This window comes from Paludisphaera soli (genome assembly GCF_011064595.1).
Lineage (GTDB): Bacteria > Planctomycetota > Planctomycetia > Isosphaerales > Isosphaeraceae > Paludisphaera > Paludisphaera soli.
Window position 1 is genome coordinate 57,925 of sequence record NZ_JAALJI010000017.1, and the last position, 13,462, is coordinate 71,386.

Here is a 13,462-nt window from a genome sequence, read left to right on the forward strand (position 1 = left end):
CCGGCCGTCGACGACGAAGTCGGCCCTCGGTCTCCCCCCGGAGCGGGGGGGAGGCGGCCGGCGGGCCCTCGGCCCCGCGCCGTCAGTCTTCGGCCCCGTCCTCGCCCTCGGCCTCGCCTTCGGGCTTCGGCCTCGGCCCCTCTTCGTTCCGGCCCGGCCCCTCGATCGGGGCGGCGAGGCGGGCGAGGGTGCGGCCCCACTTGCGGGGGACCTTGGGGCGGCCGAAGTCGGGGAGCCGGGGCTCGAACTGGTTCCAGGTCAGGACGGTCAGGCAGGCCCCGTCCTGGAGCACGGCGACGAGCGTCTTGCCCCGCGAGAGGGCCAGGACCGCGATCGCGCCGTTGGCCGGATTCCGGCCCAGCCGGCGGGTGCGGCCGAGCGCCTGGCGGAGCAGGGGCTCGGCCTCGTCGGGCCCGGCGCCGAACCGCTCGACGAACCGCTCCAGCGCGTGCCGCGAGAGCCGGATCGAGCCGTAGTCGCGCTGGCCCGGCGGGGTCATCGCACCGCCGCGGGCCCCTCGGCCCGCGCGGCCCGTCGCGGGGCGTCGAGGGTCGCCGCCGACTCGTCGGGGCGGCTCGCCAGCAGGCCCGGCAGGTCGAACGCGTGGTACGGCTGGTCGGCGGCCGGGTTGCCGGCCTCGTCGGCGTTGGCCACCCAGAACCGGCCGGTGTCGGTCTCGAACAGGACGTTGTGCAGGTTCGACTTCATGGCGACCGGGCGGTCCATCAGCTTCCGCGCCGAGTCGGCGTCGAACCGGCCCGCGCCCGCCTTCACGCGGCGGGCCAGCTCCGCGTAGCGGTCGCCCGCCGAGAGCACCACGGCGTCGGCGATCGCCTCGGGGAGCTTGGGGTGCGACTCGCCCATGGCGATCACGCTGAAGACGTCCCACGAGGCCTCCATGCCGACCGCCTCGCCGGTCTCGCCGTCGGCGACCACGAAGTAGTACTCGCAGGTCCGGGGGTTGTCGCGGAAGATCGCCACGGCGTCGTCCAGCGACTTCGCGTCCTCCAGCACCATGCGCATCAGGAACGACATCGGCACGCCGTCCCAGCGGCCCAGGCCCTTGCCCCCCATCTCGCCGATCGACACCTTCTCGGCGTTCATGCCGGTCACCGAGCCGACGAACCCGGCGTAGGTCACGTTCACGAACGGCGTCCGCCCCTCCGGCTCGGCGACGGTCAGGATCGCGTGCTCCTGCAGCTTCCAGTCGCAGCCGTAGTCCAGCACCCGGCCGTGATAGACCCGGCCGTCCTTCGTCGTCGACCGCCCCAGGGCGAAGCCCGAGCAGTGGAACAGCTCGGGGATGAAGTTGGCGACGACCACGTCCTGCGGGTCAAGCCCCGCGCCGTCGGCGACGCCCCGCATCTCCTCGAAGAAGCGATCCGGGACGTGCTTGCGCTGCTGGCCGACGATCCCGGCGATCACCCGCTTGGGGTCCAGCAGGTTCAGCCCGGCGACCTCGATCTTCAGCTCCTTCCCCTTCACCTCGAACAGGTAGCGGATGTTCTCGCGGATGTCCTCGCGGAGCAGGGCCCCCTGCTGGAAGCCCATCTCATAGGGCGTCCCCTTGACGTGCAGGACGCGGTAGCCGTCGACTTCCTCCAGGAACCCCTCGCCGCAGCGGGCGATCGTCTTCGTCCCGGCGAGGGCCGTGGACAGCGACAGGGCCAGCATCAGGCCGGACAGCAAGGCGAGTCGGGTAGGCCGGGCGGTCATGCGGGGCGTCCTTTCGTCTCGTACGGCGAAGGGGAAAGGCGACGGACCGACGCGAAGGCGGATCGACGTGGGCGGATTCCACTGTACTTGATGCGTCGGGGCGTTCCAACGGGCCGGTTCAGGGCGCCGGCTTCGCGCGCGGGTCGGGGTGTTTGGGGTCGAGGCGGAAGTCCCCGTTCGCGGCGTCGACGAAATGGGGCTCCACCCCATACACGCCGCCGGCCTCCGGGACGGGGAGCTTCGGGCGGCCGCGGTCGGGGGCGTCCTGGGCGTACCAGGCGTTGCCGGAGAGCACGAACGTCTCCGGGGCCGTGGCGTCGCCCACGTTGACGACCTCTCGCAGTTCGTCGCCGCGGTAGACGATCAGGTTGCCCTCGAACCGGCCGTTCCGACACGGGACGAAGCCCGGCTCGCGGGTCTCCTGGAGGATCCGAAAGACCCAGGATCGCGGGCGGACGATCGTGTTCCGCCGAACGATCGAGCCGTCGGCCCCCACGAAAGCCACGGCCGCGCCCGAGCCGAGGATCAGGCAGTCCTCGACCACGAGGTCCTTCGCCTCGAACCCCTCGGGGCGGGGGCGGAAGAACGCCAGGCCGGTGCTGCCGCCGAGGTTGATCGCGCGCTGGCCGGCATGCTCGAACCGGCAGCCCCGGATCGTCACGTCGCGCGTCCCCCCCTTGCCCTGGACGCCGTTGGAGCCGACCGCGTCGCCGTGGCGGAACGTGCAGCCGACGATCAGGCCGTCCCGGCAGCCCACCATGTCGATCCCCGACCCGCCGGCCCCCCAGCGCTCCACGGTGCAGCCCTCGACCCGGAAGTCGGCCAGGCCGGAGAGCTTGATCCCGTCCTGGTTGCCCCCGGCGCCGACGTCGCGGACCTTCAGCCCTTGCAGGACGACGTGGTGCGAGGGGTTCTCCAGGTCGCCCCCGTCGTCGACGTTGATCCCGTTGTTCGAAGCCTTCTCCACCGTCAGGTCGCGCAGCTCGACGTGGGCGACCCGGGACATCTGGAACCCGAACGAGGACCCCTCGAAGACCGGCGGCCGCTTCGGGTCGGCCCCCCGGATCACGATCGGGGCCCCGGGCTCGCCGCGGAGGCGCTCGAAGTACAGCCCCCCCGCGTAACGACCGGGCGCGACCCGGATCGTCGTCCCCGGCCTCGCCTCGGCGACCGCCCGACGGAGCTGGGCCGGGGTCGAGACGTCGACGTCGGCGGCCAGGCAGGTCAGCAGGGAGAGGAGCAGTCGCATCGGGGCCTCCGTCCGGGGAAGGGGGAACGTCGGTCGGATCGAATCAGGCGAACGGCAGGTTGAGCTGCCACGAGACGCCGAAGCGATCGTTGACCCAGGCGAACCGGGCGCTGAAGCCGTACTCGCCCAGGGGCATCAGGTCCATCCCCCCCTCGACGAGCCGGGCGTGGGCCGCCTCCAGCTCCTCGCGGCTCTCGCAGTCGACGAACAGGCTGACGGCCGGCGTGAACCCGAACTGGTGCTCGGTCGGGCTGTCGATCGCCGCGAACTCCCGCCCGGCGATCGTGAACCTCGCGAGCTTCACCGTCCCCTCCGCCCCCATCTCGCTCGGGCCGTAATGCATCATGTCGAGGATCTCGGAGTTGGGGAAGAGGCTGACGTAGAACCGCATCGCCTCCTCCGCCTTGCCCCCCTCGAACATCAGGAACGTCGTGACCTTCTTCGCCATCCTCGGCCTCCTTCCTTCGGGTGAAACGTCGATCCGAGCTTCCGACCCGGGGCAGGATGCGCCATGAGATGGTTCTGGTCAAGTGTTCACTGTTTGGAAATCGGCTTCCTTTCTCGCGGAATTGGCTTCGTTTGCGCCGGCCGAGAAACGAAGCCGATCGTCGCAAGATTCGTTAGGGTATTGGTTTGCATCGAAAGATCGGCCTCGGGGATTGGCTTCGTTCGGCGCGCTTCGGCCGCGTCGGAATCTTCGCGGCGGACGTCGGGGACCTCCGAGGGCTCGGCGGTCCGGGAGCGTCCCGTCATGGGATGATGGTCCGCGTTGCGGGGATGGCGACGGGATTCAGCCCCAAAGTTCCCGGATGACGCGGCCCTCGCTGAGCTTGATGGGGCGGCCGGTGAGGGGGGCGACGTTCTCGCGCGCGGGGTCGAGGCCGAGGGCGGTCAGGACGGTGGCGTGGACGTCCTCGACGCGGGCGGGGCGGACGGGGTCCTTTGCCCCTTCGGGGTCGGTCTCGCCCACGGCGAGTCCCGAGCGCAGGCCGCCGCCGGCGAGGGCCATGCTGAAGCCGTTGGTCCAGTGGTCGCGGCCGCCGAACGGGTTGATCCGGGGCGTGCGGCCGAACTCGCCGCCGCAGATCACGATCGTCTTGCCGAGCAGGTCCCGGCGCTTGAGGTCGCGGATCAGGGCGGCGAACGCCGGGTCGAGCTGCGCGGCCAGGCCGCGGTGGATCTCGTGGTTGGCGACGTGCGAGTCCCAGCCGTCGAGCGTGACCTCCACGCACCGCACGCCGACCTCGATCAGCCGCCGCGCGGCCAGGCAGCCCCGGCCGAAGGGGGAGTCGCCGTACTCGGCCTGGGTCGCGGCCGGCTCCTGCGAGACGTCGAACGCCTTCAACTGCTCCGACGACATCATCGCCCGCGCCGAGGCGATCGCCCGGCGGTGGAGCGTGGCCTCCAGCCTCGCGGCGCGGCGGCGGCCGAAGGCGCGGTCGACCACGTCCAGGTCCAGGGCGCGGCGGGCGTCGCGTTCGAGCGGGACGGGTGCGGAGACGTCCGGGAGCTTCCCCTTGGGGTCGTCGACCTGGAACGCGTCGTACTCGCCGCCGAGGAAGCCCCCCCGGCCCGGCCACTGGCCTGCCAGGATCGAGACGTGGCGGGGGACGTCGGTCGGCCCCACGGGCAGCTCGTGGCAGCAGATCGCGCCGATGGACGGGTGGACGACCGTCGGGTCGGGCCGATACCCCGTCTTGACCATGTACGTCCCGCGCTCGTGGTCCCCCTCCTTGCTGGTCATCGACCGCACGAGGGCCACCGACCCCATCTCCTCCGCCAGCCGCTCGTACCCCGCCGCCAGCCGGACCCCCTTCGCGGCCGTCTCGATCGCCTTCGTCCCCCCGGCCGTCGCCGCGTCCGGGTGCGGGTCGAACGTCTCCAACTGACTGGGCCCCCCCGCGAGCCAGAGCAGGATGATCGACCCCGCCGGCCCGTCGGCCTTCTCCGCCTGCCGCGCCAGCAGCTGCGCCGTCGGCGTGAGCCAGCTCAGCCCGGCGAGCGTCAGGAATCCGCGACGATCGAGATGCATGGCGAGGCTCCGTGGGGTGGACCGGTACGTTCTCTCCTTCCCCCCTGGTGGGGGAAGGACCGCGAAGCGGTCGATGAGGGGGACCATCAAGGCGGACGAGGTCAGGAAGCGATGTCGTTCGAGGCCGCTGCTGGATCCGGAGTCTGGTAGCTTCGACCCGGGCGTGGAGGGCGGTGCCCACCCTGCCAGACTTTATAGCCAGGCTGGAACACGCCAAACATATCGTTGAAATATTGTTTAATAAAATGAAATCATTCTCGCCAGAATGTATTTACAAAATAACCATGGTCATCCCACGCACCCTTTCCATCGCTTCCCCAGCAGTCTTCGCCTGAATCCAAAATCTGATCTATTGTGGAAATCAGATCATCTTGCGTTATACAAACCCGAATGTAATGCTCAGTCCCATGCATTCGGACAACCTCGGCTGCTTGTTCGATGTTTATGGATCCGTTATGCAGGTCGTCGAGAATTTTCTCGTATAACTCTTTGTTGTCATTCGAGATGCCATATAACCGCCTGCGACTCAGCCTATGTGCCTTGGGGTGGCTCGGGTCAGGTGAGTCGACGAAGATGACGCCTCCTCGAAAATTCGCCGGCAAGGTGTCTTTAATCCATCGAGTCGCGAATTCGCTTTGTTCCCTCACTTCAGTTCCCCTGCGAAGTCTGGTAAGGTGGGCACCGCCCACCTGTTCGATCCGCGCATGGTGGGCGGTGCCCACCCTACGCAAACTCGTCGACGTAATCGATCTCGATCGCATCGCTCACGACGCCCCCGCCCGTCTCGTCGGCCCCTGCGGCCTGCTGCGATAGCTTTGCCCACGTGGCACCTCAATCCTGCCCGCCCTGCCCGGACTCCTCGAACGGCGTGAACGACAAGACGGAGCCGGGCAGGGAGTCACACCGGCGGCACAGGCCCAGGATCCGGTCCACGTGATCGACGGCCCCGGGATCCAGCAGGCCGTCTCTGATGCGTTCCAGCTCCCGGGCCAGTTCCGGCATGTCCGATCGCGCGAAGCAGTTGTAGCTGCAGGCGTCGACCTCGGAAAGCCTGGGGAAGTCGGGGGCGTCCCGGCAGAGATACTCCTCATTGCCCCTCCGCGAGGCCCGATCCAGCTCCGCTCCTTCGACCGTTTCGAGGATGATCGTGATCAACGCCGGTCGGTTCCTCGTCTGTCGGGCCCGGCCGCCTCCCGCGCCCGCTCCGCCCGATGGATCGTCGAGTCAGTGGTTCCACGAGAACTCCGCCGAATTGAGCAGGGTCCAGAAGAGGTCGGCGATCAGTTCGGATCGCGCGTCGCCGGTCGTGCCGGCGAGTCGCGGGGCGAAGTGGGCGGCCTCCTCGGGGGTGGGGCGGCGGGTGAGGACGGCGAGATAGGTCAGCTCGACGGCCTTCTCGTCGGTCGGCGCCAGGCCGGCGATGCGTTTGGAGGCGTTCCACATCTCGGGCTTGGTGCGCTTCTCGACCAGCTCGCCGTTCATGAGGAGCAGGCGCTGGGGGATGGTGCCGCCTCGGGGGGCGAACTCGTCCTCGCCGGCGTCGCCGTAGCGGCGGACGAAGTCGTTCCCCTCGGCGTAGGCGATCGCGCGGGCGAACCAGGGGGAGTTGGGGCCCATCGTCGTCAAGGAGGACGACTGCGCCAGCGCCCCGGCGACCTGCTCGGGCCGCAGCCGGGTCATCGGGAACGCGGCCCAGGTCTCGTCCTCGGGGGCGGCGGCCTCCTCGGGGATGTCCACGCTGTCGAGCCGGTAGACCTCGGTGGCGACGATCGCGCGGATGAGCCGGCGGAGGTCGTATCCGTGCTCGACGAAGTCGGCCGCGAGCAGGTCGAGCGCCGGGGGGACCTCGGCGGCGGCGGGGATGTCGTCGATCGGGTCGACGAGCGGGCGGCCGACGAGGATCGCCCAGGTCCGGTTGACGGCCGCCCTGGCGAAGTACGGGTTCTTCGGGTCCACCACCCACGACGCCAGCCGGTCGCGGGGGTCGCCCTCGGCGGGGAGCAGCTCGGGATTCGACGGCACGGCCGCCGCGATGGTCAGGGGCTCCTTGGTCTTGCGGTCGAGCGGGCGGTAGGAGTCCTCGGCGTCGGAGACCCCCCGGAGGTTGGAGCGGATGCCGCCGAAGAACGCCGCGAGGCCGCGGAAGTCCTCCTGCTTCCAGGGCTGGAACGGGTGGTCGTGGCACTGGGCGCAGTCGATCCGGGCCCCGAGGAAGGCCCGCGAGACCCGCGCGGCGAGGCGCTCCGGGTCGGGCCGCTCGGTCATCTCGTCGCGGGTGACGGAGACGAAGTTGACGGCCGGCCGGTCGGTCCAGATGCCGCGCTCGGCGATCAGGTCGCGGACGATCGCCGAATAAGGCCGGTTCTCCATCAGGGCGTCGCTCAGCCAGGTGACGAACCGACGCCGCCGGAAGACGATGAACGGCCCGTCCTCCACCCCCACGAACGCCCGGGCGAACCGCTCCGCCAGGTAGTCCGCCGCCCGACGGTCCCGCAGCAGCTCCTCCAGCCGGACCTCCAGCCGACGCCCCGGCGCGTCCGCCTCGAACCGCCGGATCTCCTCCAGCGAGGGGACAGTCCCGGTCAGCGCCAGGGTCAGCCGACGCAGCACCGCCAGCTCCGAAGCCGTCGGCGCGGGCTCGATCCCCCGCTCCCGCCAGCCTTCCCGAAACGCCTCGTCCACCCGGTCGACCACCCCCGGCCGCGCCGCGACCGGCGTCTCCGGGGCCGTCCGCACCGGCGACGCCGAGCGGATCACCCCCCGACTCATCGCCAGCCCGAGCCCGACCACCACCAGGATGAACCCCACGTCCCGCAGCCGCATGGGCTCGCCTCCCGACTCGACCGATCGCCTTCGAAATGGGAACCGAAGGCTGTTACCCGGCGACGGGGGCCGTCGTTTCAGGAAACGCGAGCGAGGGGCGAGATCCGGGGCCGTCGTCGAGCGAGGAGCGTCGGCTTAGCCGAGCTTCGAGGCCCGGCGACGGGCACCGGCCCAGAGGGCCACGGTCGAGCCCGAGAGGAGCAGCAGCACGGACGACGGCTCGGGGACCGCCTGGATGACCCCGAACAGGCCGTGGGCCTCGCCGTTCGGCCCGGCGGCGAAGTAGAGCTTGTCGGGGCTGCCGGCCAGGCCGCCGTTGCCGACCATCAAGCCCCAGAGACCGTCGATGACCAGGGGGCGGCCGCTCGAGTCGCCGAGCTGGCCGAGGAAGCCGCCGCCGGTCGGGTCGAAGACGTTGATCCGGCCGTCGCCGAAGTTGCCGACCAGGAGGTCGCCGGCGAACGAGCCGAACGTGGAAGGCGCGATCGCCAGCCCCCAGGGGGAGTCCAGCATCCCCGCCGACCCGATCCGGTTGAGGAAGTTCCCCTGGAGGTCGAAGGCGGTGACGAAGCCGTGCCCCGCGCCGGCGACGTCGTCCTCCTTGGCGGCGTCCTGGAGGGCGTAGGTGACGTAAATCGTATCGCCCAGCCGCTGGATGCCGAACGGGGCGTAGCCGGACGGCAGGCCTGGGTCGGTGAATCGGCCGGTCAGGTCGGGGGCGCCGCCGTCGCCCTTGAGGACGTCGACCGTCCCGAGGCGGAAGTTGGCGGAGTAGACGTAGGCGTGGCCGTCCACGACGGCCGACGTCATCCCCTTGTAGACGTTGTCGACCAGGCCGGTCTGGAGGACCTCGGCGGTCGTCCCCAGCGCCCCCCGCCATCCAGAGATCGTCCCGTCCTCGCTGGCGAACAGGAAGGCGTCGCCGTTGAACGCGCCGGCGGCGGCCAGGGGGTTGGCGACCTGGCCGGTCACGCTGCCGTCCCCCGGGATGGAGACCTCCAGGCCGAGCTTCGTGGGGGCGTCGGTGGCACCGTCGACCCGATACAGCGTGGAGAGGCCGGTGCCGTTGGCCGACACCCAGAACGGGCCCGTGGCGGTCGCGGACAGGCCCCAGGCGTTCTTCAGGCTGGGGTCGGTCAGCACCGCCGGGTTCACCGACGGGTCGTCGGTGACGAGGTTCTTCACCAGGAAGGCGTCGGCCCGCGCGGGTCGCGACGCCGACGCCAGGACGGCCAGCAACAAGGCCGCCGCGATCGAGGTCCAGCGACGAATCATGGCCCGGCTCGTCATGGCTCCCTCCCTCCCGATGAGGCGTCGGCGGCTTGCTCAGCGGGCTCTTGGGGATGAGAAAGGCGCTCCAGGGCGTTCGACATCGGCGGCGCGGTTCGTCATGACCCCCAAGGGTGGGGCCGCCTTTTTCCGTCGACGCATTCGGCGAATTAAGAAATCTCAATATGCCCGTTGCGGAGGTTCGCCGTCCCCGCGCCCCGTGTCAAGCGAAAACCGCCGCGGATCACCGGAACCCCGCGGCGCGGCGGGCTTCGCCGGCCGGTTCCGGCCTCCGCTCCATCCGGTAGTTGGTGAACGCCACGCCCCGGACGACGACCTGCTGCTCGGCGAGGACGCTGAAGCCCTGGCGTTCGAAGAAGGGGCGGGCGGTGATGCTGACTTCGGAGAAGACGCGGGGGAGGGCGAGGCGGGCGGCTTCGGCGAGGAGGGCGGCCAGCAGGGCGCGGCCGACGCCGGAGCGTTGGCGGTCGGCGTGGACGTAGAAGCGGTCGAGGTGGCCGTCGGGTTCGAGGTCGGCGAAGCCGACGAGCACGCCGTCGGACTCGGCGACGACGGCGAACCGGGACGGGGCCAGGAGCGTCGCCCAGCGCGCCGGGTCGACCTCGTCGGGGGCCCAGGTCGTCACCTGCTCCCACGAGTAGTCGCGGGCGTTCACCCGGCGCACGGTGTCGCGCATGAGGGCGATCGCGGCGGGGAGGTCGTCGGGGCGGATGCGGCTGACGGTGGGGGCGTTCATCGGCGGGGCGTCCCGGGGGCGCGGCGTCGGGTCGTTCGGCCTCGATCTTAACGCGATCGTCGCGAAACCTTGCCGGGCCGGGCGGGGTATCCACCGGCATGGGAAACGCCATCCTCCTCGATGAAGTCCCGGTCCTCGCCCGCGACGAGCCGTCGCCGGGGCGGTTCGCGTGGGTTCGACGCCTGACGATCCGGCTGGCGCGAGGCGTCGGCCGGACGGCGGGGGGGCTGTTCGGGCTGGTTTCGCTGGTGCTGGGGCTGGCGGTGCTGGCGTCGACGCCGGTGCTCCAGTTCCTGAGCCTCGGCTACCTGCTCGAAGCGTCGGGGAGGGTGGCCCGGACGGGGAGGTTGCGGGACGGGGTCTTCGGCGTGCGGCTGGCGGGGCGCGTGGGGGGGATCGCGCTCGGGACGCTCGTCTCGATGATCCCGCTCTGGCTGGTCGGGTCGTATGCCCGATCGGCCGCCCTGGTCGACCCGGGGGGCCGGGTGGAGCGGCTCTGGCGGCTCGCGGCGTTGGTCGTCTGGGGGCTGACGTGCCTGCACCTGGCGACGGCCTACCTGCGCGGGGGGCGGCTGAGGCGCTTCCTCTGGCCGTTCGACGGGCCCTTCTGGCTGCGTCGGCGATGGCGCGAGGGGGGGCTGTACGCGGACTCGCGCGACGGCTTCTGGGACTTCGTCGCGCGGTTTCGGCCGGCCTATTATTTCCGGCTGGGGCTCGTCGGGTTCCTGGGGACGCTGGCCTGGCTGGTCGTCCCCACGGCGATGATCGCGGCGACGGCCCGGTTCCCGCTGCTGGGGCCGCTGGGCATGCTCGGCCTGGCGATCATCGCGCCGGTGTTGCCGTTCTTGCAGACCGGCTACGCGGCCGAGGGGCGGGTGCGGGCCCTGTTCGAGCTGAGGTCGGCGCGCGAGCGGTTCCGGCACGCCCCCTGGGCGTTCGCGTTCGCGCTATTGGTGCTGCTGGCGGCCTCGATCCCGCTGTATCTGCTCAAGATCGAGATGATCCCGCGCGAGGCCGCGTGGCTGCCGGGGCTGGTCTTCGTGATCTTCCTCGCCCCGGCGCGGCTGCTGGTCGGCTGGGCCTACGCGCGCTCCCTGCGCCGCGAGCGCCGGAGCCACTGGTTCTTCCGGCTGCTGGGGAGGCTGGCGATCGTGGTCGTCGCGGTGGTGTACGTGGTGGTCGTCTTCTTCTCCCAGTACACCTCGTGGGGAGGCCCCCAAAGCCTCTTCGAGCAGCACGCCTTCCTCACCCCCGCGCCGTTCTGGTCGTTCGAGCGGTGAGGGGGGGGCGGGGCCGCTCGGCGTCGTCTTCGGCCGGCCCGCTGGATCCACCGGGCGGTTTGACACTCCTCGCTCAACACCACCGACGCGGGATCGCTTGAGAGGGCCGAACTCGGGTGCCACGGGTTCTCCGAACCCGTGGCACCCGAAAATCTTCCGTCGCATCTTGGTGGAGTTGAGCGAGGAGTGTCGACGGATTTCGTGCTCTTCTTCGCCCTCATCCGGCTCGAAGGCTCAGCCCAGCTCGGCGGCGGCGGGCTCGTCGAGGAGCCAGACGACCTTGTCGGCGACGGTGCGGAGGAGGGAGGCGGGGACGGCGGCGGTGACGGGGCCCTTGAGGGCCTCGGCGACGATCGCGGCCTTTTTCGGGCCGGTGGCGAGCATGACGACGGTCCGCGCGCCGAGGATCTGGCGGACGCCCATCGTCAGGGCGCGGGGGATGACCGCCTCCAGGCTGCCGAACTCGCGGACGGCGTCGGCGCGGGTGACGGGATGGAGGTCGATGAGCAGGGTCGATCGGGCGGCGAAGCCCTCGACCGAGAGGTCGGACGGCTCGTTGAAGCCGATGTGGCCGTTGCGGCCGATGCCCAGGAGCTGGACGTCGAGGCCGCCGTCGGCGTCGATCCAGCGGTCGAACTGGGCGGCGTGCTCGGCCGTCGCCTCCTCGGGGACGGTGCCGTCGAGGACGTGCGCGCGGTTGGCGGCCAGGTCGACGCGGCTGAAGAGGAGCCGGTGCATGTAGGCCCGGTAGCTGAGCGGGTCGAGCGGCTGGATCGGGTAGTACTCGTCGAGGTTGTACGTGGTCGCGTCGCGGAACGAGAGGGTCCCGGCCGCGACGCGGGCGGCGAGGTCGTCGTAGACCTTCTCGGGGGTCGCGCCCGTGGCCAGGCCGAGGATCGCCTTGCCGCGGGCGGCGACGGACTCGGCGACGACCCGGGCGATCCGGTCGGCGGCGGCCCTGGCGGCGGCGTCGGCGTCGGCGAAGACGAGGACGGTGGAGTTCGAACCGGCGACGGGCAAGGTGCGTTCGGCAGGCATCGGCGATGGGCTCGCTTCGGGGTGATCGGGCGACGGTCCGGCCTTCTTCTCCTCCCTTCCCCCCCGGTGGGGGAAGGACCGCCAAGCGGTCGATGAGGGTGACCATCAAGGCGGACGAGGCGAGGAGGCGACGGCTTTCCGAGTCGCCCCCCTCATCCGGCCTTCGGCCACCTTCCCCCACGAGGGGGGAAGGACGATTGGCGAGGGCCGGCTCAGGCGGGGACGGCGTCGGACGCGGCCTTGGCGGAGGTGTTGGTCAGGGCGGCGGGGCCGGTCGCGGCGGGGGCGGCGGTCGACGCGCGGAGCAGGCCGAGGGCCTGGTGGATCGGGTCGGGCGGGTTGTTGGTGGCGCGGGCGGGGTCGTAGGCCTCGAGCTGGAAGAGCTCGACGCCGACGAACCGCTCGTCGGTGCGGTGGGCGCGGCCGGCGAGGCTGTGGCCCTCGGCCCATTCGCGGGTGAGGGCGGCGTAGGCCCGGCCCAGGTGGGAGCAGTACTGGGTGTAGTCGGTCAGGAGGATCTGCGAGGCGTGGCAGTGGATGGCCCACTCCTTGGTGCGCTCGCCCTCGCCGTCGTAGGTGAAGTAGGCGTTGGGCTGGGGGAGGGGCCCCCAGGGGGTCCAGCCGGTCATGACCAGGGTGTCGTGCAGGTCGGCGCCGAGGAGGCCGACGGCGGCCAGGGCGCGGGTGACGCGGTGGGCGGCGTGGGCGTCGTTGGCGGGGGGGACGATGATCGCGCCGGGGCGACGCTTGGCGAACCACTCGACGACCTTCTGGACGTCCACGTCGGTGGGGTGGTAGCCGGGCTGGCGGTAGCCTTCGAGGTTCCAGCAGACGGCCTCGGCCCCCAGGACGTTGCATTCGAGGCGGAACTCCGCCTCGCGCATGGTGACCTTCTTCTGGTCGTTGAGCCAGGGGGCGGCGACGTTGCGCTCGCCGGCGAAGACCAGGACCTCGACGACGGGGAGGCCGCGGCGGATGGCGTACTCGTGCATCAGGCAGGCGGCGGTGATGGCCCCGTCGTCGGCGTGGGGGCAGAGCATGACCAGCGGGCGGTTCGGGCCCAGCACGGGGCGGAGCGCCTCGCGGACGTCCATCAGGTGGCCGTGGGGCCCGGCCCCGGCGGCCGCCCTGAGCAGGCCGTCGAACTCCGCATGCCGCTTCGGCTGGGATGAATTGTTCATGGGTGCGTCTTGAAGGCTCGTCTTTATGAGTTCCAGGAGAGCGAGGGCCCACGGCGTGGCGCGGGTTCGCTCGGATCCGGGCCGGCTGGGCCGACGTTCGTGGGGGGGGACGCCGTC

At 71.1% G+C, this 13,462-nt stretch carries 13 protein-coding genes; 1 reads left to right on the top strand and 12 read right to left on the bottom strand.

Annotated features, from left to right (window positions below; translation table 11 throughout):
- Positions 1–82: 82 nt before the first annotated feature.
- The 10 genes from G6O68_RS20090 to G6O68_RS20135 form a co-directional block, all read right to left on the bottom strand.
- Complete coding sequence (locus G6O68_RS20090; RefSeq protein ID WP_206108160.1) at positions 83–499, bottom strand: hypothetical protein; 417 nt, start codon at positions 497–499, stop codon at positions 83–85.
- On the bottom strand, positions 496–1,716 hold the full coding sequence (locus G6O68_RS20095; protein ID WP_165250429.1) for a C45 family autoproteolytic acyltransferase/hydolase: 1,221 nt from the start codon (positions 1,714–1,716) through the stop codon (positions 496–498). The genes G6O68_RS20090 and G6O68_RS20095 overlap by 4 nt, the downstream gene beginning before the upstream one ends.
- A gap of 118 nt (positions 1,717–1,834) precedes the next feature.
- Positions 1,835–2,965 (bottom strand): right-handed parallel beta-helix repeat-containing protein, encoded by a 1,131-nt coding sequence (locus G6O68_RS20100; RefSeq protein ID WP_165250430.1) that lies wholly within the window; start codon positions 2,963–2,965, stop codon positions 1,835–1,837.
- Positions 2,966–3,008: 43 nt separating this feature from the next.
- A complete protein-coding gene (locus tag G6O68_RS20105; protein ID WP_165250431.1) occupies positions 3,009–3,413 on the bottom strand; it encodes a VOC family protein in 405 nt (134 codons plus the stop codon).
- 342 nt (positions 3,414–3,755) lie between these two features.
- On the bottom strand, positions 3,756–4,997 hold the full coding sequence (locus G6O68_RS20110; protein WP_165250432.1) for a DUF1501 domain-containing protein: 1,242 nt from the start codon (positions 4,995–4,997) through the stop codon (positions 3,756–3,758).
- A 251-nt stretch (positions 4,998–5,248) separates the two neighbouring features.
- The gene (locus G6O68_RS20115) at positions 5,249–5,719 is read right to left on the bottom strand and encodes a hypothetical protein (RefSeq protein ID WP_165250433.1); all 471 of its coding nucleotides are present in this window, start codon (positions 5,717–5,719) and stop codon (positions 5,249–5,251) included.
- Positions 5,720–5,828: 109 nt separating this feature from the next.
- On the bottom strand, positions 5,829–6,152 hold the full coding sequence (locus tag G6O68_RS20120; protein WP_165250434.1) for a hypothetical protein: 324 nt from the start codon (positions 6,150–6,152) through the stop codon (positions 5,829–5,831).
- Between the two features lie 69 nt (positions 6,153–6,221).
- The gene (locus G6O68_RS20125) at positions 6,222–7,820 is read right to left on the bottom strand and encodes a DUF1549 domain-containing protein (protein ID WP_165250435.1); all 1,599 of its coding nucleotides are present in this window, start codon (positions 7,818–7,820) and stop codon (positions 6,222–6,224) included.
- Between the two features lie 135 nt (positions 7,821–7,955).
- Complete coding sequence (locus tag G6O68_RS20130; RefSeq protein ID WP_165250436.1) at positions 7,956–9,095, bottom strand: TIGR03118 family protein; 1,140 nt, start codon at positions 9,093–9,095, stop codon at positions 7,956–7,958.
- 238 nt (positions 9,096–9,333) lie between these two features.
- Positions 9,334–9,846 (bottom strand): GNAT family N-acetyltransferase, encoded by a 513-nt coding sequence (locus G6O68_RS20135; RefSeq protein WP_165250437.1) that lies wholly within the window; start codon positions 9,844–9,846, stop codon positions 9,334–9,336.
- 98 nt (positions 9,847–9,944) lie between these two features.
- Here G6O68_RS20135 and G6O68_RS20140 point away from each other — a divergent pair, with 98 nt between their 5' ends.
- Positions 9,945–11,126 (top strand): hypothetical protein, encoded by a 1,182-nt coding sequence (locus G6O68_RS20140; protein WP_165250438.1) that lies wholly within the window; start codon positions 9,945–9,947, stop codon positions 11,124–11,126.
- A 234-nt stretch (positions 11,127–11,360) separates the two neighbouring features.
- Here the strand turns inward: G6O68_RS20140 and G6O68_RS20145 are convergent, their stop codons facing one another.
- Entirely contained in the window at positions 11,361–12,164 is an 804-nt protein-coding gene (locus G6O68_RS20145) for a glucosamine-6-phosphate deaminase (RefSeq protein ID WP_165250439.1), read from the bottom strand.
- A 212-nt stretch (positions 12,165–12,376) separates the two neighbouring features.
- Positions 12,377–13,345 carry a PIG-L deacetylase family protein gene (locus tag G6O68_RS20150; protein ID WP_165250440.1) on the bottom strand — a complete coding sequence of 323 codons (969 nt, stop codon included), beginning with the start codon at positions 13,343–13,345 and terminating at the stop codon, positions 12,377–12,379.
- Between the last annotated feature and the right edge of the window lie 117 nt (positions 13,346–13,462).